Origin of the sequence: Streptomyces sp. NPDC058291 (assembly GCF_042880855.1) — a bacterium.
Classification (GTDB): Bacteria; Actinomycetota; Actinomycetes; order Streptomycetales; family Streptomycetaceae; genus Streptomyces.
In genome coordinates this window covers 41,980-60,086 of the sequence record NZ_JBHVYK010000020.1, presented here as the reverse complement: position 1 = coordinate 60,086, position 18,107 = coordinate 41,980, and the positions used below count along the sequence as shown (strand labels likewise).

General features: G+C 73.7%; 18 protein-coding genes, 1 tRNA gene and 1 pseudogene. 12 read left to right on the top strand and 8 right to left on the bottom strand.

Features of this window, described 5'->3' with window-relative positions:
• Positions 1 to 121 precede the first annotated feature (121 nt).
• Positions 122 to 1,138 (bottom strand): SEC-C domain-containing protein, encoded by a 1,017-nt coding sequence (locus tag ACFVYK_RS13175; RefSeq protein ID WP_389772471.1) that lies wholly within the window; start codon positions 1,136 to 1,138, stop codon positions 122 to 124.
• A 257-nt stretch (positions 1,139 to 1,395) separates the two neighbouring features.
• A pseudogene (locus tag ACFVYK_RS13170) lies at positions 1,396 to 1,704 on the bottom strand (TetR-like C-terminal domain-containing protein); the annotation flags it as partial.
• Positions 1,705 to 1,831: 127 nt separating this feature from the next.
• On the opposite strand from ACFVYK_RS13170, the gene ACFVYK_RS13165 reads away from it, so the two are divergent.
• Complete coding sequence (locus tag ACFVYK_RS13165) at positions 1,832 to 1,990, top strand: zinc-binding dehydrogenase (RefSeq protein ID WP_389772468.1); 159 nt, start codon at positions 1,832 to 1,834, stop codon at positions 1,988 to 1,990.
• Positions 1,991 to 2,048: 58 nt separating this feature from the next.
• Here the strand turns inward: ACFVYK_RS13165 and ACFVYK_RS13160 are convergent, their stop codons facing one another.
• A complete protein-coding gene (locus ACFVYK_RS13160; protein ID WP_389772465.1) occupies positions 2,049 to 3,524 on the bottom strand; it encodes a beta-1,6-galactanase in 1,476 nt (491 codons plus the stop codon).
• 208 nt (positions 3,525 to 3,732) lie between these two features.
• Here ACFVYK_RS13160 and ACFVYK_RS13155 point away from each other — a divergent pair, with 208 nt between their 5' ends.
• The gene (locus ACFVYK_RS13155) at positions 3,733 to 4,563 is read left to right on the top strand and encodes a class E sortase (protein WP_389772463.1); all 831 of its coding nucleotides are present in this window, start codon (positions 3,733 to 3,735) and stop codon (positions 4,561 to 4,563) included.
• 46 nt (positions 4,564 to 4,609) lie between these two features.
• On the opposite strand, the gene ACFVYK_RS13150 is transcribed toward ACFVYK_RS13155, so the two are convergent.
• Both ACFVYK_RS13150 and ACFVYK_RS13145 read right to left on the bottom strand, forming a co-directional pair.
• Positions 4,610 to 4,993, bottom strand: coding sequence for a GntR family transcriptional regulator (locus ACFVYK_RS13150; RefSeq protein ID WP_389772460.1), 384 nt, complete (start codon positions 4,991 to 4,993; stop codon positions 4,610 to 4,612).
• A complete protein-coding gene (locus ACFVYK_RS13145; RefSeq protein ID WP_389772458.1) occupies positions 4,986 to 5,741 on the bottom strand; it encodes a hypothetical protein in 756 nt (251 codons plus the stop codon). The genes ACFVYK_RS13150 and ACFVYK_RS13145 overlap by 8 nt, the downstream gene beginning before the upstream one ends.
• 319 nt (positions 5,742 to 6,060) lie before the next feature.
• On the opposite strand from ACFVYK_RS13145, the gene ACFVYK_RS13140 reads away from it, so the two are divergent.
• The 3 genes from ACFVYK_RS13140 to ACFVYK_RS13130 all read left to right on the top strand — a co-directional run bounded on the left by ACFVYK_RS13140 (position 6,061) and on the right by ACFVYK_RS13130 (position 8,171).
• Positions 6,061 to 6,327, top strand: coding sequence for a DUF6412 domain-containing protein (locus ACFVYK_RS13140; RefSeq protein WP_389772580.1), 267 nt, complete (start codon positions 6,061 to 6,063; stop codon positions 6,325 to 6,327).
• Between the two features lie 117 nt (positions 6,328 to 6,444).
• Positions 6,445 to 7,143: a YidC/Oxa1 family membrane protein insertase gene (locus ACFVYK_RS13135; RefSeq protein WP_389772578.1), complete on the top strand. Its 699-nt coding sequence runs from the start codon at positions 6,445 to 6,447 to the stop codon at positions 7,141 to 7,143.
• 170 nt (positions 7,144 to 7,313) lie between these two features.
• Positions 7,314 to 8,171, top strand: a complete 858-nt coding sequence (locus ACFVYK_RS13130) for a fumarylacetoacetate hydrolase family protein (protein ID WP_389772455.1) — start codon at positions 7,314 to 7,316, stop codon at positions 8,169 to 8,171.
• Between the two features lie 175 nt (positions 8,172 to 8,346).
• On the opposite strand, the gene ACFVYK_RS13125 is transcribed toward ACFVYK_RS13130, so the two are convergent.
• Entirely contained in the window at positions 8,347 to 8,853 is a 507-nt protein-coding gene (locus tag ACFVYK_RS13125; protein WP_389772453.1) for a heme-degrading domain-containing protein, read from the bottom strand.
• Positions 8,853 to 9,926 (bottom strand): Gfo/Idh/MocA family oxidoreductase, encoded by a 1,074-nt coding sequence (locus tag ACFVYK_RS13120; protein WP_389772450.1) that lies wholly within the window; start codon positions 9,924 to 9,926, stop codon positions 8,853 to 8,855. Before ACFVYK_RS13120 ends, ACFVYK_RS13125 begins: the two co-directional genes overlap by 1 nt.
• Positions 9,927 to 9,982: 56 nt before the next feature.
• Between ACFVYK_RS13120 and ACFVYK_RS13115 the strand changes: the two genes are divergently transcribed.
• The 5 genes from ACFVYK_RS13115 to ACFVYK_RS13095 all read left to right on the top strand — a co-directional run bounded on the left by ACFVYK_RS13115 (position 9,983) and on the right by ACFVYK_RS13095 (position 15,224).
• Positions 9,983 to 11,383 (top strand): ROK family protein, encoded by a 1,401-nt coding sequence (locus ACFVYK_RS13115; RefSeq protein WP_389772447.1) that lies wholly within the window; start codon positions 9,983 to 9,985, stop codon positions 11,381 to 11,383.
• A gap of 468 nt (positions 11,384 to 11,851) precedes the next feature.
• Positions 11,852 to 12,742: a hypothetical protein gene (locus tag ACFVYK_RS13110; RefSeq protein WP_389772444.1), complete on the top strand. Its 891-nt coding sequence runs from the start codon at positions 11,852 to 11,854 to the stop codon at positions 12,740 to 12,742.
• 154 nt (positions 12,743 to 12,896) lie between these two features.
• Entirely contained in the window at positions 12,897 to 13,676 is a 780-nt protein-coding gene (locus ACFVYK_RS13105) for an HAD-IIA family hydrolase (RefSeq protein WP_389772441.1), read from the top strand.
• A 113-nt stretch (positions 13,677 to 13,789) separates the two neighbouring features.
• The gene (locus ACFVYK_RS13100) at positions 13,790 to 14,542 is read left to right on the top strand and encodes a hypothetical protein (RefSeq protein ID WP_389772438.1); all 753 of its coding nucleotides are present in this window, start codon (positions 13,790 to 13,792) and stop codon (positions 14,540 to 14,542) included.
• A 7-nt stretch (positions 14,543 to 14,549) separates the two neighbouring features.
• Complete coding sequence (locus ACFVYK_RS13095; RefSeq protein ID WP_389772436.1) at positions 14,550 to 15,224, top strand: class F sortase; 675 nt, start codon at positions 14,550 to 14,552, stop codon at positions 15,222 to 15,224.
• 226 nt (positions 15,225 to 15,450) lie between these two features.
• On the opposite strand, the gene ACFVYK_RS13090 is transcribed toward ACFVYK_RS13095, so the two are convergent.
• Positions 15,451 to 15,524: transfer RNA gene (locus ACFVYK_RS13090), tRNA-Lys, on the bottom strand.
• A 204-nt stretch (positions 15,525 to 15,728) separates the two neighbouring features.
• Between ACFVYK_RS13090 and ACFVYK_RS13085 the strand changes: the two genes are divergently transcribed.
• Together ACFVYK_RS13085 and ACFVYK_RS13080 are read left to right on the top strand one after the other, a co-directional pair.
• On the top strand, positions 15,729 to 16,865 hold the full coding sequence (locus ACFVYK_RS13085; RefSeq protein WP_389772433.1) for a peptidoglycan-binding protein: 1,137 nt from the start codon (positions 15,729 to 15,731) through the stop codon (positions 16,863 to 16,865).
• A 47-nt stretch (positions 16,866 to 16,912) separates the two neighbouring features.
• A complete protein-coding gene (locus tag ACFVYK_RS13080; protein WP_389772431.1) occupies positions 16,913 to 18,019 on the top strand; it encodes an SPFH domain-containing protein in 1,107 nt (368 codons plus the stop codon).
• Positions 18,020 to 18,107 lie beyond the last annotated feature (88 nt).

The window sequence follows — 18,107 nt, the reverse complement described above, 5'->3', positions numbered from 1 at the left end:
GCGGTTCGCGTGGCAGAGCTGATGACTCGCTCGCAGGCCAAGGGGGACGGCCCCCCCCGGTGGATCCACCTTTGTTATCCGAATGGATCTCTCGTTCGTTGAGTGGCGATCCGTGACCTCCTCACACTCCGACCCCGTGGCACTCCCCGTAGCCCTGCCCCGACCCGCACCAGCACCCCGCCCCCCGCTCCGGCGGCCACCGTACGGCTCGGCCTCGGGCTGCCAGGGTCGTCGCGTACTGGGGGAGGAGGTCGGTGTCGGACGGGGACGTGCCCTCCGAGGCCGCGAAGGCCTCGTAGGAGGGGACCGTGCCGGTGACGATGCCGAGGTTGGGCGTGCCCGAGGCGGACAGTTCGCGCAGGGACGCCTCTATCGTCGCCAGGTGCTCCTCGTGCGAGGGGTACTCGTCCGACAGCGTCGGGTAGGCCCCGACCAGCTCCGCCAACTCCCCCGTCGGCCAGTGCAGGACCGCCACCGGGAACGGGCGGGACAGTTCCTCCCGGTAGGTGCCGAGTTCGGCGCGCAGGCGGGAGATCTCCGCCTGGAGTTCCGCCGGGTTGTCCGAGCCGAGGGACCAGACGCGTTTGGGGTCGTGGAGCTCGTCCAGGGAGACGGGGGAGGTGTGGAGGGTGTCGGCGAGGACGTCCCAGTCGTCGTGGGCGGCGCCCAGCATCCTGCGGACGCGGTGGCGGCCGAAGAGGAGGGAGTGGGAGGCGTGCGGGACCTCCGTGGTGTCCGCGAGGAGCAGGGTCACGCCCTCCGTGAACGTCTTCTGCGCCGCTTCCAGCTCGTCGTGGGACTCCAGGGACTCCGCGACGATCACCCAGGGGGCCGGATCGCGGGGGGCCGCGGCCCGGATGCCGTCGATGATGGCCCGGGCCTCCGCCTCGTGACCGTACTCCCACAGGTTCGAGGCCTTCAGGGCGCGGATCAGGTGGGGGTTCTCCAGGCCGTCCGAGGACGACAGCAGGCGGTCGTACAGGGTCGTCGCGGCGGGGCGGTCGCCGGCCAGTTCCCGGTGGGCCGCGGCCTGCAGCAGCAGGGCTTCCGCGTCCTCGGGATACAGGCCGGCGGTCCGCTCCAGGCGTGCTGCTTCGGCGGTGTGATCGACGTTCTCGGCAGGCGTGTCGGGGCGCATGGATGACACCGTAGCGCCGCCCGCTGACGAAAGAGAGATATCTGCAGGCCAGGGGGCGCGGATTGAGGATCAGCTCGTCGAGGGTCGAGGGTCGAGGGTCGAGGGTCGAGGGTCGAGGGTCGAGGGTCGAGGGTCCAGGGTCCAGGGTCCAGGGTCGAGGGTCGAGGGTCCAGGGGCCGGGAGTCCAGGGGCCGGGTGTCCGGGGTGCGGGTGTCCGGGGTGCGGGTGTCCAGGGACTGGACGGCGTCGTCGATCTCCAGGTCGATCAGGCGCTGCGCCTCGACCGTCTGGTTGTCGAAGACGCCGGTGAGTTCGAGGCTCACGATCCCGTGGACCCGCGTCCAGATCAGGGTGGCGGCGCGGGCCACGTCCGGCGCGGTCTCCGGCCGTTCCTGTGCGCGGGCCCACCGCCGCAGCCGGCCCTCCAGCGCGCGGTCGCCGCTGGCGCCGCTGTCGACCGGCTCGGGCCCCTGGTCCCGGATCGCCGCCAGCAGGTCGACGAGCAGCGCCATCGCCTCGTCCAGCGGAGTCCGCGTGGTGACCTCGCCGGGCAGGTCGCCGGACACACGGCCGGGGTCGCCTGCGAACCGCCGAGCCCCACCACGGGGCCGTAGACCGGCACGCGAGCTTCTACGACGTCTGGGCAGGGGCCGGCAAGCCCGGCTCGGTCAAGGGCGAGGCGTTCGGGCCCGGATGCGCTCCGACCTCACCCAGGTCTTCGAGTTGCTGCGCGAGGGGTGGCTCACCGCGCAGATCGCCGCCCGTTTCCCGCTGGCGGAGGTCGCCGAGGCGATGGAACGGGCGGAGTCCTCCGGCCGCACCGCCGTCGGCAAGATCATCCGCGTCCCCTGACCGGCCGGGACCGTCCCTCTCGCGGACCCCCAGGCCGACGCCGGGCCTCCGCAGCCGCCTAGATCGTCACCCCGTCCACCTGGAGGGTCTGCACCGCGCCCGCCGCGAACGGGACGCTGATCGTCTTTCCGCTCAGGTGCGTGTCCGAGTGGGACGTGTAGAGGTCGCCCGAGCCGCTCGTCACCGTGTTCCAGCGGGGGACCAGGCCCGACGATCCGCCCGTCACCGTCGTGAAGCGGGAGAGGTCGAAGGTCAGCGTCTGGGCCGAGGAGGAGGTGTTCGCGGCCACGATGACCAGGCGCTTCGCGGTCCTGTCGAGCGCCGCCGCCGCATAGCTCACGCCCGTGTCCAGGATCGTCATGCCGGGACGGATGTGACGGCTGAACTGGGCCATCACGTAGTACTTCGTGCTGACCGCGCCGGCCGCCAGGGTGTCCGGGTCGTACGCGATCATCGCCCAGCCCGACGACGGGTCCATGACCTGCCAGTAGACCCACGCCGTCGGGTGGAGCCAGCGGAAGTCGTAGAGCAGGTTGCTCGCCAGGGTGAGACCCGTGCCGTCCTTGTCGCCGGTCTCGGAGTTCCACAGCGCCTTGCCGGCCGTCGTCACCACGTCCGTGTACAGCAGGTCGCGGCGGCCGCCCGAGCCCTGGTAGCCGTGGACGTTGACCCGGTCGACGTACCCCTTCGTCGTCGACGAGAAGGAGTTCCAGGTGGTGCGGGCGAGGTCGTAGCTCGTCTCGTCCGAGGCCGAGATCCTCGTCGCCGTCAGGCCGCGCTTGTCCAACTCGCTGCGCAGGTAGGGAAGTACGGCGGCCTGGACGGTCGCGTCCATGTGGCAGCCCTCCTGCGTCCCGGTCGCCGTCCACCAGGACGACGACGGCTCGTTGAAGGCGTCGACCGTCGCGAAGTTCACGCCCCAGTTCGCCTTCGCGTACGACGCGACCGCCGCCAGGTGGGAGGCGTGCTGCCGGTAGTTCCAGGACTGCAGGTTGTTGCCGCCGCCCGAGGCGCCGGACGGGTTGTGGTTCACGCACATCCACCACATGGGGGAGTTGGCGAACAGCTCCGTCGTCGCGCCGCGCGCCACCGCCTTCTGCAGCATCGCGCGCTGGGTCGCGTCCGCCGTCCAGTCCCAGGCGGAGGACGTCGGGTCCTCGTTGTTCCAGTCCTGCCAGTAGCCCTCGATCTGTTTGAAGGCGGGGATGTTGGGCGAGACCGCCATCGAGGCGCCGCTCACCGTGTTCCAGCTGCACGCGCCCAGGTTGTAGCGGGCGATGTTGAGACCGAGTCCGGGGAGGGTCCTGCCGTTGTAGGACACCGACTTGGTCGTGAAGAAGATGTCGGCGAAGTCGTCCCGGGCGCCGAAGACGTTCGCCCACCAGGCCAGGGAGGTGCCCCAGCCCTCCCAGGTTCCGTACGTCGTGGAGGGGTTGACGGCGACGGTGGCGTCGGCCCGGGCGGTGCCCGTCGCGAGGGCGCTTCCGAGGAGCGCGCCGCCGGTGGCCGTCAGGAGTGTCCTGCGTCGGATCATGACTTCTCCGCTTCATGACAGCGATCGGCAGCCGGTCGTCCCCACCGGTGCCGTCAGTGCGTCAGTGCGTCACGAAGCATCGGGTGTGCTCCGTGGTGTTGTCGAGAGTTCTGACAGCCCTTTCTCGAACCTGTGGAGGAAGCCGGGGGGCGGGTTCGAGCGTGCGAACGGTCTGGAGACCTCGTCCCGCGCCGCCTATCGTGCCCGCGTGCGGATCCCTCTCGTGCAGCACAGCACCCGGCGGCGGCAGGCCCGGTACCGGCGGGTGCTCTGGAGCGGCGCCGAAGTCCTAGTCACCGCAGGGGTGTTGGTGCTGCTCCTCGTCGCGCACCAGTTGTGGTGGACCAACCGGGAGGCCAAGGAGGGCGCGGAGCGGCGGGTGGAGGCGCTGGAGCGGGAGTGGGGAGACGCCGACGCGAACGACGCCGCCTCCGGCCCGGGGACGGGAACGGCTGCGGGAGGGGGAGGGGGAGGGGGAGCGGGAACGGGAACGGACGCCGGGTCGGGCTCCGGGGCCGACGGCGGTCCCGGGCGGTCGGGCGACGGCGGCGCGAGGGCCACCGCGTCCGACGGCGCGCCCCGCTCCTCGCAGGCCTACGCCGTGCTCCGCATCCCGCGCCTCGGCCTGCGGGTCCCCGTCGCCGAGGGCACGAGCAAGCGGGACGTCCTCGACAAGGGGTACGTCGGCCACTACACCGGCACCCAACAGCCGGGCCAGGAGGGCAACTTCGCGGTCGCCGGGCACCGCAACACGCACGGCGAGCCCTTCCGGCGCCTGAACCGTCTCAGGCAGGGCGACACGGTGGAGGTGGCGACCCGGAACGCGACCTACACCTACGTCGTCGACGAGATCCTGCCGCAGACCTCACCCCGCGACGCGGGCGTCATCCGGCCCGTGCCCCGTTCCCTCACCCGGCCCGCCTACGGCTACGACGCCCCCGGCCGCTACCTCACCCTCACCACCTGCACGCCCGAGTACACCTCCCGCTACCGCCTGGTCGTCTGGGGCAACCTGGTCGCGACCGCTCCCCGCGGATAGGGCGCGGTCCGCGCCCACCTCGTGCGGGCCCGTCTCGCCCGTCGTCCTACGCGCCGTCCTCCAAGGCGTCTCGGACGGCGGTCAGGACGGCCTCGGCGTCGGCCCCCAGCGCGCGGGCGGAGGCCGTGAAATCGCGTGCCAGGGTGGCGAGTTGGACTGGGTCGGGGTGGGCCGGCTCGGACGGCGGCGCCGCCACCCGGGTGCCCGCGCCGCGACGTGTGCGGATGAGCTCGGCGGCCTCCAGCTCCCGGTAGGCGCGGGCGACGGTGCCCGGCGCCAGACCCAGGTCGGCGGCGAGCTGGCGCACGGTCGGCAGCCGTTCGCCCTCGGTCAGCCGGCCGGTGACGATCAGGGCGGCGAGCTGGGCGCGGATCTGATCGAACGGCGGCACCTGGCTGGTGGTGTCGACGCGGACGGCGGGTTCACTCATCGCCGACGGCCCGGGGCACGACGATGGTGAACAGGCACCATCCCAGACTGAACAGGGTCAGCAGGCTCAGCGGGTAGATCACCAGCGCGGTGACGTTGCCCAGCATGCCGGCGCACGTCGTGCGGGACAGCACTCTGCCGATCATTGCGAGGGCGATCAGCAACTGGCTGGAGACCAGCAGTCCCCAGGCCGCGGTGATCGCCCAGGAGCGGTCGTGGCGCTGCTGGTTGTCGCCGGGGCGGTGGGCGATGCGGCGCAGCGCCCAGACGCAGGCGGCGGTGCCGACGACGAGGGAGGCCAGCAGCGGAGCGGCGTAGTGGACGCCGGGCCAGGGGCCCAGCGGTCTGGTCACGCTCCGGCAGGTGACGGTGATGGCCCGGCCCGTGCGGCCGGCGGCGTCGGGGGAGGCGGCGAACGTTCCGACCGTCAGGAGGACGAGGAGGCACGCGGTCTGGAAGAGCAGCAGCGGGGCCATCCGGGGCGGCACGTGGTCGCGGACCCGGCGGGGGGCGAGGGCCGCGGTGCGGACGGCTTCCTGCGGCGCGGGGGTCAGGGAGTCGCCGAGGAGGACGCCGCCGACCGCGCACAGTCCGAACGCGGTGATCGCGCTGACGAAGCGCATGGCCAGATCGTCGCTGTCCATGGCCGCCAACGGTTGGGCGACCACCGCGCCCAGCGTCAGCCCGGCCCAGCGGGCGCAGAGGTCGGCGCGAGCCAGCAGACGTTCTGGCGAGACGGTGTCGAGCATGTCGGCCCCCGGCGAGACTTGTATCAAGTGGTGAGTACAAGAGGTGGGTACAAGATGCCGTGGACGAGATCTTGTGTCAAACCCCTGATACAAGCTGTCCGCAGGCAAGCTGTCCGCAGCCACGCGAGTGAGGTATAAACCGGGTAAGGAACTGCACCGCCGGGCGGTCTGACAGTCCGACTGTTCGACGGTCCGAGCCCGACGGCCCCGCGAGCGAGGGCGGGCCGACGGACGGTCGACGAGAGGGGAGGGGAGAGGGAAAGTGTTCCGTAAACGGTTCGCCGCGCGTTCCGCGCCGCCGCTCCTTCTCCTGCTCGTCATGGACGTCCTCCTCCTGGACTCCGGCAGCCTGTCGGCCGTCTCGGCCGCCGTCGCGCTCGCGGCCACCGCGGCGGCCGGTTCCGCCCTCGCCGTCTGCGCGCTGGTGGCCGCGCGCAGCGCGCCCGCCGTCCCGCCCACCCGGGTGCGGACGGCCATCAGGGACCGGGCCCGCCGGACGGCCTTCCTGCCGCAACGCGATCCCGACGCCTCCGGCCGGCCTCGCCCCAGGGCTCCCGGTCACGCCCTCCCGACGACCGTCGCGTAGGGCGCGCCGCTTCACTCCGTGACCCCGCGCGGGTCGTCATGCCGAGTCCCCTGAACCACCGGCACGACGAGACCCCCGGAGGGCTCCTCACCCATGTCCGTCCTCATGTCCGCACCCCTGTCCGTCCTCGCCGGCCTGGTCGAGCAACTCGCCGACCTGCTCCAGCCGCTGTGCGGCGCCGGCTCCGCGGCCGCCGCGATCGTCCTGTTCACCGCACTGGTACGACTCCTCGTCCACCCCTTGTCCCGCGCGGCCGCGCGCGGACAGAAGGCCCGCACGGCGTTGCAGCCCAAGATCGCGGGACTGCGCGAGAAGCACGCCAGGAACCCCGAGAAGCTGCAGCGCGCGGTGCTGGACCTGCACGCCGAGGCGAAGGTGTCGCCGCTCTCCGGCTGCCTGCCCAGCCTGCTGCAACTCCCCGCGTTCTTCGTGCTCTACCGCCTCTTCACCGGCTCCTCGGCCGGCGGCGCGGGCCACGAGCTGTTGGACCACCACCTGTTCAGCGCGCCCCTGGGCGGCCGGTGGGCGGACGCGCTCGCCGGGGGCGGTCCGGTCGGCGGGGCAGGGCTGGTCTACCTCGCGCTCTTCGCCGTCGTCACGGCCGTCGCGTCCTTCAACTACCGGCGCGCCAGGCGGAGGCCGCTGCCCGCGACCGGCGGCCAGGACCTGCCCGGGGCCGGCGTCCTGACCAAGGTCATGCCGTTCATGTCCTTCTTCACGCTGGTCACCGTGGCCGTCGTACCGCTGGCCGCCGCGCTGTACGTCATCACCAGCACGACCTGGAGCGCGGTCGAGCGGGTCGTCCTTGCTCGGTGACGGTCGAGGCCGGCCGAGTCAGGCCGGGTCCGGTCGGGTCCGGCCGGGTCCGATCGAGTCCAGTACGTGAACCGGGTATTGCGGAGTGGACGCCCAGTCTGGAGGATCGACCAGTCATCCGATGGCTGCACCCGTCGGCGGACGACCCGCGATCGAGGGAGATCATCACCATGAAGTTGCTGCGAGTCGGTACGGCCGGAACGGAGCGTCCCGCGCTGCTCGACTCCGAGGGGGTCCTGCGGGACCTCTCCGGGGTCGTCCCGGACGTCGACGGGTCGCTGCTCGCCGACGACGCGGCGCTCGGCCGGGTCCGGGCCGCCGCCGAGTCCGGGGAACTGCCGGCGCTGGACGCGACCGGGCTGCGGATCGGACCGCCGCTGGCGCGGATCGGCAAGATCGTGTGCATCGGGCTGAACTACCACGACCACGCGCGGGAGACGGGGGCCGAGCCGCCCGCCGAACCCGTGATCTTCTTCAAGGCGGCGGACACGGTCGTGGGGCCCTACGACACCGTCCTGGTGCCGCGCCGGTCCGCGAAGACCGACTGGGAGGTCGAGCTGGCGGTCGTCATCGGACGCACCGCCCGCTATCTGGAGTCGGCACGGGACGGACTCGCGCACGTCGCGGGGTACGCCGTCGCGCACGACGTGTCCGAGCGGGAGTTCCAGATCGAGCGGGGCGGAACCTGGGACAAGGGCAAGAACTGCGAGACGTTCAATCCGCTGGGACCCTGGCTGGTGACGGCCGACGAGGTCGCCGACCCGCAGGACCTGTCCCTGAGGCTCTGGGTGAACGGGGAGCTGAAGCAGGACGGGACCACGGCCGAGCAGATCTTCCCCGTAGGGGAGGTCGTCCGCTACGTCAGCCAGTTCATGACGCTGTACCCGGGTGACGTCATCAACACGGGGACGCCCGCGGGGGTGGCCCTGGGCGCACCGGAGCCGAAGCCGTTCCTGCGGGCCGGAGACGTGGTGGAGCTCGAGATCGAGGGGCTGGGCAGGCAGCGCCAGGAGTTCAAGGACGCGTAGCGCTCCGCTGGGGGCGCGGGACTGACGTCGTCGGTGGGGAGCGCGGGGGCGCGGGGTCTGCCGTCGGCCGTCGGCCGCGGGCCGGTCTCGGGCCGGCCGCGGCTGGTCGCGCAGTTCCCCGCGTCCCTCGGGGCAGGGCGCTCCTGGCTCCCCCGACGCGCGGGCCACGGCGGGCCTACAACTGCTCCTCCAGGAACTGTTCCAGGACCTCGACCACGAACCTGTGGTCCTCCAGGTGGGGCAGCCCCGACACGGTCACCGCGCCGATCACGCCCACGCCCTCCACGTTGATCGGGAAGGAGCCGCCGTGGGCCGCGTACTCGTCCGGGTCGAGGCGGGACGACTCCTCGAACGTCGTGCCCTTGGCCCGGCAGCGGGAGCCGACCAGGTAGGAGGAGGCGCCGAAGCGCTCGACCACCCGGCGCTTGCGGGCGATCCAGGCGTCGTTGTCGGGGGCCGAGCCGGGCAGGGCCGCGTGGAAGAGCTGCTGGCCCGCGCGGTGGATGTCGACGGCGACCGGCGCCTGGCGCTCGCGGGCCAGCTCCACCAGGAGCGAGCCGAGCGCCCACGCGTCGTCGTGGGTGAACCGGCGGAAGACCAGTCGCCGTTCCTGGGCCTGGAGCTCCTCCAGGCTGGGGGTGATCTCCGGGGTGAACTTCGGGGTGATCTCGTGGGTGCCCATTACAGCGTCACCGCCACCTTGTCTCGTGCCGAACGGCGGGCCGCCTCCAGGACGTCGAGGGCGGCGGCCGCCTCGACGGCCGTCACCGGGTTCGGACCGTCGTCGATCAGTGCTCTGGCCACCGCAGCGTAGTAGGCCGGGTAGTCGCCGGGGAGGGTCTGTTCGGGGCGGCCCCCGCCGGTCAGCGGGGACTCGCCGGCGCCCAGCCGGCCCCACAGCTCCTCGGGCTCCGTGCCCCAGTCCGCCGACGTGCCTGGTCGCTCGCCCTCCCTCAGCGCCGCCTCCTGCGGGTCGAGGCCGTACTTCACATAGCCCGCCTTCGAGCCCAGCACCCGGAACCGGGGCCCGAGCTGGGCGGTCGTCGCCGAGACGTACAGGTGGGAGCGGACGCCGTTCGCGTGGGTCAGCGCGATGAAGGTGTCGTCGTCGGTCTCCGCGCCGGGCCTGCGGACGTCCGCCTCCGCGTACACGGAGACCGCCGGGCCGAAGAGGACCAGCGCCTGGTCGACGACATGACTGCCGAGGTCGTAGAGAAGACCTCCGATCTCTGCCGGGTCGCCGGACTCGCGCCAGCCGCCCTTCGGCAGCGGCCGCCACCGCTCGAACCGTGACTCGAACCGCCACACCTCGCCCAGCTCGCCCTCGGCCAGCAGCTTGCGCAGGGTCAGGAAGTCGTTGTCCCACCGGCGGTTCTGGAAGACGGAGAGGAGCAGCCCGCGCTCCTCGGCGAGGGCGGCCAGCTCGCGGGCCTCGGCCGCCGTGCCCGCGACCGGCTTGTCGACGACGACCGGCAGGCCGGCCCGCAGGGCGGTGGAGGCGAGCCGGACGTGCGTCCTGTTCGGCGACGCGATCACGAGCAGGTCCAGCTCGTCGGCGCGGGCGAGGAGGTCGTCGGCGGTCGCGGCGACGCGCACGTCCGGGAACTCGGCGCGGGCCTGCTCCTGCCGCTCCGGGTTCGAGGTGGCCACCGAGTCGAGAACGAGGCCCTCGGTGGCGCTGATCAGCGGGGCGTGGAAGACGGAACCGGCGAGGCCGTAGCCGATCAGGCCCACGCGGAGAGGAGTACCTGTCATGGCTCCCACTTTCGCAACGCTGTTGCCAAAGTGCAAGCAGGGGGGAGAATGGGACTGTGAACAGGACGGACGGAGGCGTCAACCTACTGGCTCTGCGCAGCCACAACACCGCGCTCGTGCTCGACCTCCTGCGCACGGCGGGACCGGACGGCATCAGCCGCCTGGAACTGGCCGAGCGCACCGGGCTCACCCCGCAGGCGGTCAGCAAGATCACGGCACGGCTGCGGCAGGAGGGACTGGCGGCGGAGGCGGGACACCGCGCGTCCACCGGCGGCAAGCCGCGCACCGTGCTGCGGTTGGTGCCGGAGGCCGGCCACGCGGTCGGGGTCCACCTCGACCGCGACGAGCTGCGGGTGGTGCTGGCCGACCTCGACGGGCGGACGGTGCGGGAGCGCTGCGTACCGCTGTCGCTGGGCGCGGGGGCGGAAGCGGTGCTGGGGGCGGTGGTGCGGGAGGTGACGAAGATCCTCGGCGGCTTCCCGGCCCGCACGCCTCCCGCCCCCGGCGATCCCGCGGCGGGCGCGCCTCCCGCCCCCGGCGGCTTCCCGGCCCGCACCCCTCCCGCCCCCGGCGATCCCGCGGCAGGTGCCCCTGCCGCCCTCGGCGGCTTCCCGGCCCGCACCCCTCCCGCCCTCGGCGATCCCGCGGCGGGCGCGCCTGCCGCCCTCGGCGGCTTCCCGGCGGGTGCCCCTGCCGCCCTCGGGGACGGCCCGGCCGGCACCGGTGACCTCCTCGCCCCCGAGGGCGTCCCGCCCGGCGTCTCCCTCGTCCCCGGCCCGGCACCCGCGACGCCGACCCTGCTCGGCGTCGGTGTGGCCCTCCCCGGCCCCCTCGACCATGCCCGCGGAGTGCTGCACCGGGTCACCGGCTTCCCCGAGTGGGACGGGTTCCCGTTGCGGGACGCGCTGGCGGAGCGGCTCGGGACGCCGGTGGTCGTCGACAAGGACACCAACGCGGCCGCGCTCGGTCTCGCCGTCGGCGGCGAGCACGGCTCCTTCGCCTGTCTCCACCTGGGCACCGGACTCGGCGCCGGCCTGGTCATCGGCGGGACCCTGCACCGCGGGGCGCGCACCGGCGCGGGCGAGTTCGGGCACCAGGTCATCCAGCTGGACGGTCCGCCCTGCTCGTGCGGCAACCGGGGCTGCGTCGAGGCGCTGTGCCTGGCGGCACTCGGCCGGGGCGAGGTAGGCGAGGCGGCACGCGTCCTCGGCGAGGGCGCGGCGAACCTGGCCGGACTGCTCGACATCGACGCCGTACTGCTGGGCGGCCGCGCGATCGCCGCCGACCCGGCGCCCTTCCTCCACGGCGTGACGGCCGTCCTGCGCGCCCGGGCCCGCCGGGAGGGCTCCCCGGAGGACGCCGTCCGGGTGGGTCTCGCCCCCCACGGCGCACGGGCCGTCGCCCACGGCGCGGCCCAACTGCTCCTGGCCCCCGTCTTCGGCCGGGCCACCGGATGACAGAAGGCGCGGCGCCGGCAGTCCGGAGAGGGGACGAGGGGACGAGGGGACGGTCCGGCAGTCCGAAGGGGGGACGTGGGACGGTCCGGCAGTCCGGAGGGGGGACGTGGGATACGCCGACGGCGAGCCACGGGGAGCGGCCCGCCTGCCCCTGCTGTCCCCAGGGCCCCGCTGTCCCCCAGGGCCCTGCTGTCCCCCAGGGCCCTGCTGTCCCCGGGGCCCTGCTGTCCCCCGGGCCCTGCTGTCCCCCGGGGGCCTGCTGTCCCCCGGGCCCCGGTGTCCCCCCGGGCCCTGCCCCGCCAAGCCCGGGACTCGCCCGACCGAGGTCACGCACCGTCACGCCCGAGACCCGCCCGACCGAGGTCACGCACCGTCACGCCCCGGGACTCGCCCGAACGAGGGGAATCGCACGGTCGTGCGGTGTGCCGTCGGGGGAAGGCGCGGTCGGCCGGGCAGGCTCACGTGTTCATGCGACTGTGCCCGCCTGTCTCCCTCTGCCTCGCCGCGGCCGCCGCCCTTCTCCCCGCGCCCGCCCACGCGGAAGCCGGCCCGAGCTGTGCCGGCCCCGACGCAGGCGACTTCCCCCTCACCACCCGCATCCACGGCGGCCCCGACACCTACCGGGCCGGCGGCGGCTACGCCGTCTGGTATCTGGACCTCACCAACACCACCCGACGCACCTGCGACGCCATCCACCCGGTGGTCGTCCTGGTCGACGCCGAGCGCACCCTGAAAGCGTCCCAGCCGCGGCTGGAGTTCTACGCCGACGGCCGACCGCACCCGGTCCGCTTCGAGCCCACGGACGACGACGAACTCGTCGGCGCGTTCACCGGCGGGAGCCGCGACGCGGCCGACGGCTTCTCGGGGTTCAGCGTGGGCCCCGGCCGGACGCTCACCGTCAAGCTGCGGTTCGCTCTCGCCCCGGACACGGCGGCCGACGCCGTCACCGCCAACGCGGCGGTGGTCCAGCGGCACGGCGACGACGGCGACTGGGTCGGACAGTCGAACGACTACCGCTTCACCGTCGAGGCCGATCCCGACCCGGCCACCGTCGAAGCCAGCGCCGAAGCCAGCGCCGGTCCCCCGGGCCAAGCCACGCCCGAAGCGACGGCCCACCCCATGGCCAGCCCCACGGCCGACCCCCCCGGCGGCTCCGCGAGCGCCCCCGCGAGCGACGCCACGACGGCCGCCACCCCCGGCCCCGACGCCTCCGCCGCCGACACCGGAGACCTCTCCCTCGCCGACGAGGCCGAGGAACTCGCCCGTACCGGCCTCACCTCGCCCGCGGTGCTCGTGGCGGCCGCCGCCTGCCTCCTCACCGCCGGCGCGGCCCTGCTGCTGGCCCGCCGACGCCGTTGAACCGCGGCCGCGTCCCCGCGCGCGTCCCAGCCGGTGGACGGTCCGGAACCGGCCATTCCCTCAAGATCGGGCCTGTGACTAGGCTGGGGCGCACGCAGCGACCGCGTACACACGCAGCAACCGCGTACTCGCGTACGGCAGGGAGACTCAGCACATGGCAGACCGCAGGCCCATCGAGTCGTGGCTCACCGACATGGACGGTGTGCTCATTCACGAGGGCGTACCGATTCCCGGCGCCGACGCCTTCCTGAAGCGGCTGCGCGAGTCCGGAAAGCCGTTCCTGGTCCTCACCAACAACTCGATCTACACGCCGCGCGACCTGCACGCCCGTCTGCGGCGCATGGGCCTGGACGTGCCGATCGAGAACATCTGGACCTCCGCGCTGGCCACCGCCCAGTTCCTGGACGACCAGCGGCCCGAGGGCACGGCGTACGTCATCGGCGAGGCGGGACTGACCACCGCGCTGCACGACATCGGCTACATCCTCACCGACCACGAGCCCGACTACGTCGTCCTCGGCGAGACCCGGACCTACTCGTTCGAAGCCATGACCAAGGCCGTCCGGCTCATCAACGACGGCGCCCGTTTCATCTGCACCAACCCCGACGAGACCGGCCCCTCCGCCGAGGGCGCGCTGCCGGCCACCGGGGCGGTCGCCGCGCTGATCACCAAGGCGACCGGCAAGAGCCCGTACTTCGCGGGCAAGCCCAACCCGCTGATGATGCGCACCGGGCTGAACACCATCGGCGCCCACTCCGAGACCAGCGCGATGATCGGCGACCGGATGGACACCGACGTGCTGGCGGGCATGGAGGCCGGGATGCGGACCTTCCTGGTCCTCACCGGTCTGACCCGGCCGGAGCAGGTCGAAAACTTCCCGTACCGCCCGTCGAAGGTCGTCGACTCGATCGCGGACCTCGTCGACCGGATCTGAAACCCGCGGCGGCGCGGCTCCCACTCGTACGGAGCAGTCGTACGCCGCCGGAGGATGCGCCCGGGGCCCTGGCGGGGGAGTCTCCAGAGAGCTGGAGGTTCACGATGGGTGTCTTGAAGATCACTGTCTGCGCGGGCGTCGCCGTCGTCGCCGCGGCGCTCGTCCCCACGGCGTACGCCTCGGGCGACGGCGGCCGGGACGACGGCGGCCGGAACGGAGGGGGCAGCGTGTCCGTCACGCCGTCCAGGCCGTCGCCGGGCTCCGAGGTCACCCTGAAGGTCACCGGCTGCGGCGGCAGGACGGCCACCGCGGTGTCGGCCGCCTTCGTCGCGGACGCGCGGCTCGTCGTCGCGGGCGACGGGGACGGCGCGCTCGTCGGCGACACCCGGGTCCGCTCCACGCTCACGGCGGGCTCCTACGACGTGCGGATCGCCTGCGCCGACCTCCAGGTGAAGGGCCGGATCGAGGTCCGGCAACCGGCCTCCGCCCCCTCGAACGGTTCGTCCGCTCCCGCCGCTCCCTCCGCCCTCACCGCCCCGCCCACTCCCGCCCCGGCCGCCGACCTCGCCGATCCTGACGCAGCCGACGCAGCCGACGCACCCGACGCGTTCGACTCCTCATCTGCCCCACCCGCCTCGCCGACGGTCTCGGACGCCCCACTCGCCTCTCCCGTCGCGCCGGTGCGCGCGGGGGGGCGGCGGCGCCGCTCCGCTGGCCTCCGTCGAGGGGGCGCGGGCGGACGGCCACGGTCCCGGCACGGTGCAGGCGGTCGTCGGTCTGGTGCTCGCGGGCGTCACGGCGGCCGTCGTCGTGTTCCGCGGACTGCGCCGGCGACCCGAGGCGGACTGACCGGTGCCCGACCGTGAAGGCCCCATGTCCGGCCGCGGACGCCTTTCGGGCCGTCTCCTCACCGGTCTGACCTGGGCAGTGCTGCTGGCCGGCCTCTGGCTGTGGGGGTGCGGAACGACCGAGGTGCGGGGCACGGCCGTCCCGGCCGCCGGTGACCTGGCCGCGATCGGCGGCCCGCCGGAGGCCGGGCTCCCGGCAGGGACCCGCCTCCCGCCGGCCGCGAGGCCGTTGGGGCAGGCGCTGCCGCGGCGCGTCGACATCCCGGAACTCGGCGTGCGGGCCCCGGTCGTCGCGCGCGGTCTGGACGCCGAGGGGGCGATCGACCCGCCGCCCTTCGACCAGGCGGGCGTCGTCGGCTGGTACTCGGGCGGCACGGAACCCGGCGCCACGGGCCCGGCCCTGCTGGTGGGGCACGTCGACACCGAGACCCGGCCGGCCGTCTTCCACCGGCTCGGCACGCTCCAGGGCGGCGAGACGGTACGGGTGGTCCGCGACGACGGGCAGGTCGCCGAGTTCACCGTGGACGGCGTCCAGGTCGTCCCGCGCGACCGCTTCGACGCCCGCCGCGCCTACGGCCCCCGCCGGCCGGGCCGCGCCGAGCTGCGCCTGATCACGTGCGGCGGATCCTTCGACCCGGCCGCCCGCCGCTACTCCGCCAACGTGATCGTGTCGGCGTATCTGACGGGCGTCGCCGGTTGACGTGAGGTCACCTGGTCCGGCCGGCGGCCCGCCCCCCCCGAGACCGCCGACCGGACCGGTCCTCGACCGCGCGCGCTCGGGTTGCGGGAGTGACCCGGCGTCCGGCGCGGGAGGCTGCGAAGCCACGGAGAGTCAAGGGGTGGCCGCGGCTCTGCTGTAGAGGTACCCCGCAAACGGGTCACACGAACGAAGGCCCCTCGCTTTCGCGAGGGGCCTTCGATGTCTGTGCGCCGCCAGGGACTCGAACCCCGGACCCGCTGATTAAGAGTCAGCTGCTCTAACCAACTGAGCTAGCGGCGCCTGCTGACGGGACAACTCTACAGGACCTGTGAGGGTGCCAAGGACCACCCGCGGCCGGCCTTCCGGGCGGCGGACGGCGTCATGGGGCCGGGTGGGTTCCGTGTACATCATTCGGACCGTCAGCATGCGAGTCGGCAGGACAGTTGAGAAACTGCGAGCGTGCACAGTCCCGGACATTTCCAGCCGCAGTGTGAGGGGAATCGCATGGAAGCTCCGGTATTCGAGGAATTCGATCCCGGGAGCGACTGCGACTGCCCCGCATGCGTAGCGCGGCGGCGGGTGAGCCACCTTTCCTCACGCGCCCCGTTCGGCGGTCGCCGGTCCGCCCACCGCGCCCTGGTCGTCGCCACCGCGACGGCCGCCGCGCTCGGCGCCGCTCAGGCGACGCCCGCCGTCGCCGCCCCGCAGCCACCGGGACGGCCGGGCGTTCCCGCAGGTGACGAGCCTGCGACCCCGCAGGGAGGCAAGGCGCCGCTGCACGGACCGGCCGGGCGGCCGACGCGTCCCGGGGGACTGGCGGGACCGGTCACCCTTCCCCCGACCACCCGGACGGACATCGTCAACCGGGCCGGGCAATGGGTCGCGGCGCAGGTGCCGTACAGCGTGAGCGCCTACTGGTACGACGGTTACCGACAGGACTGCTCGGGATTCGTCTCCATGGCCTGGAACCTGCCGGGGAACGAGTGGACGGGCAGCCTCGGCCAGTACGGGACGAGGATTTCCAAGGAAGAACTGCAGCCCGGCGACATTCTTCTCTTCCATAACCCGTCCGACCCCGAGCAGGGCTCGCACGTCGTGCTTTTCGGCGGCTGGACGGACTACACGCACAGCTACTACGTCGCCTACGAGCAGACCCGCCCGACCACCCGCCGGCAGGCGACCCCGTACGCCTACTGGAGCCATTCCGACCAGTACGTCCCCTATCGCTACAAGGGCCTCGTCGCACCCGCGTCCGGCGGCGGCGAAGGCGACGCGGTCGGCGGCGGTGACGAGGCGGTCGGCGGCGGTGACGACGGGAGGAACAAGCCCGCCGGCTCAGGCGGCGGGACCGGCGCGGGGACCGGTGCGGCCGGGGCGCCCGCCGTGCCCCCGGCGCCGGGCCTCCCCGCGTATCCGGGCCGGGCCGTGTTCCGGCCGGGGGTGCGGAGCGCGTACGTCACCCAGCTGGGGAGGCGGCTGGTGAAGAGGGGATTCGGCACGTTCTACACGACGGGCCCGGGACCGCGCTGGGGCGAGGCGGACCGGCGAGGGGTCGAGGCCTTCCAGCGCGCCCAGGGCTGGCGCGGCGGCGCGGCGGACGGCCACCCGGGTCCGGAGACCTGGCGGCGACTCTTCTCGTAGACCCGCTCACCGTCATGGCGTATCTGGCGCGGAGGCTGGAGGCACGCATGCACACGACCACTTCACCGACACCCGAGCCCGAGGGGCCCACCAGGGCCACCCGGCTCATCCAGAACGAGGTGACCACCGAGATCCCGGTGCACCTGCTGTTCCGCGACGAGCCGGAGCCACGGCCGGTGCCGCTCGGGCCCGCCGTGGTGGGCAGCCGGGCGGGCACCGGGGAGCAGCCGCGGCTGCGCCGCCCCGCGCCGGTCAACCCCCGCCCGGCGGCGCGGGTCGACCCCGACCTGGTGGAGCGGCCGGCCCGGGTGCTGCCCGGCGCGCTGGGCGTGTTCGCCGGTTTCTGCGGGGCGGCCGGCTGTGTGGCCGCCTCGTGGTGGGCCGGGGTGCTGCCGCGGCTCGCGGTGCGGGCGCTGCGGCTGCCGGAGTTCGCGGGCGCCGGGCTCGGCCCGGAGCAGTGGGCCGCCTACGCGGGAGCGGGCGCGCTGGGGCTGTTCGGCTTCGGCGGACTGGCGCGGGGGCGGACCGGCCGGGCCTGGGTGCTCGGTCTGTTCGGCCGCTACCGGGGGACCGTGCGCCGCACCGGCCTGCTGTGGGTGAACCCGCTGCTGTTGCGCCGCCGGGTGGACGTGCGGCTGCGGCACTGGCGCAGTGAGCCGATGCCGGCCGCCGACGGCAGCGGGGTCGCGCTGCGGGTGGTGGCGCTGGTGGTGTGGCGGGTGCGGGACACCGCGCGGGCCACGCTCGGCGTCGAGGACCACGAGACGTACCTGCGCCAGTGCGTCGAGGCGGCGCTGGTCCGGATCCCGGTGGAGACGCCCGGCGCGGGGCGGGGGTCGGTGGAGGCGGCGGGGGAGGCGCTGAGCAGGCTGGTGGCGCGGGAGGCCGGTGCGATCGGTCTGGAGGTGTTCTCGGTGCAGCCGCTCAGGATCGAGTACGCCCCCGAGGTCGCGGCCGCGATGCACCGCCGTCGGATCGCCGCGCTCGACGCGCAGCACCGGGCGACCGTGCTGACCTCGGTGGTGGACTCGGTGGAGGACACGGTCACCCGGCTGACCATGCGGGGGCTCGTGGAGCTCGACGACTACGAGCGCAAGGCGCTGGTGAAGGACCTCACCGTGGCGTTCTGCGCCGGGCGGGAGCAGTCTCCCTGACGGCCCGTCGAACAGAATCCGCGATGGGGATGGACATGTTCAATGAACGCCCATAATCTCGAACTTGGTCTAGACCTGCACGGCTCGG

Excerpts from the sequence above, each read along its gene's own strand:
- ACFVYK_RS13175 (WP_389772471.1), bottom strand. The coding sequence starts at position 1,138 with ATGCGCCCCGACACGCCTGCCGAGAACGTCGATCACACCGCCGAAGCA.
- ACFVYK_RS13165 (WP_389772468.1), top strand. The coding sequence starts at position 1,832 with ATGCGCTCCGACCTCACCCAGGTCTTCGAGTTGCTGCGCGAGGGGTGG.
- ACFVYK_RS13160 (WP_389772465.1), bottom strand. The coding sequence starts at position 3,524 with ATGATCCGACGCAGGACACTCCTGACGGCCACCGGCGGCGCGCTCCTC.
- ACFVYK_RS13150 (WP_389772460.1), bottom strand. The coding sequence starts at position 4,993 with ATGAGTGAACCCGCCGTCCGCGTCGACACCACCAGCCAGGTGCCGCCG.
- ACFVYK_RS13145 (WP_389772458.1), bottom strand. The coding sequence starts at position 5,741 with ATGCTCGACACCGTCTCGCCAGAACGTCTGCTGGCTCGCGCCGACCTC.
- ACFVYK_RS13140 (WP_389772580.1), top strand. The coding sequence starts at position 6,061 with ATGGACGTCCTCCTCCTGGACTCCGGCAGCCTGTCGGCCGTCTCGGCC.
- ACFVYK_RS13130 (WP_389772455.1), top strand. The coding sequence starts at position 7,314 with ATGAAGTTGCTGCGAGTCGGTACGGCCGGAACGGAGCGTCCCGCGCTG.
- ACFVYK_RS13125 (WP_389772453.1), bottom strand. The coding sequence starts at position 8,853 with ATGGGCACCCACGAGATCACCCCGAAGTTCACCCCGGAGATCACCCCC.
- ACFVYK_RS13120 (WP_389772450.1), bottom strand. The coding sequence starts at position 9,926 with ATGACAGGTACTCCTCTCCGCGTGGGCCTGATCGGCTACGGCCTCGCC.
- ACFVYK_RS13110 (WP_389772444.1), top strand. The coding sequence starts at position 11,852 with ATGCGACTGTGCCCGCCTGTCTCCCTCTGCCTCGCCGCGGCCGCCGCC.
- ACFVYK_RS13105 (WP_389772441.1), top strand. The coding sequence starts at position 12,897 with ATGGCAGACCGCAGGCCCATCGAGTCGTGGCTCACCGACATGGACGGT.
- ACFVYK_RS13095 (WP_389772436.1), top strand. The coding sequence starts at position 14,550 with ATGTCCGGCCGCGGACGCCTTTCGGGCCGTCTCCTCACCGGTCTGACC.
- ACFVYK_RS13085 (WP_389772433.1), top strand. The coding sequence starts at position 15,729 with ATGGAAGCTCCGGTATTCGAGGAATTCGATCCCGGGAGCGACTGCGAC.
- ACFVYK_RS13080 (WP_389772431.1), top strand. The coding sequence starts at position 16,913 with ATGCACACGACCACTTCACCGACACCCGAGCCCGAGGGGCCCACCAGG.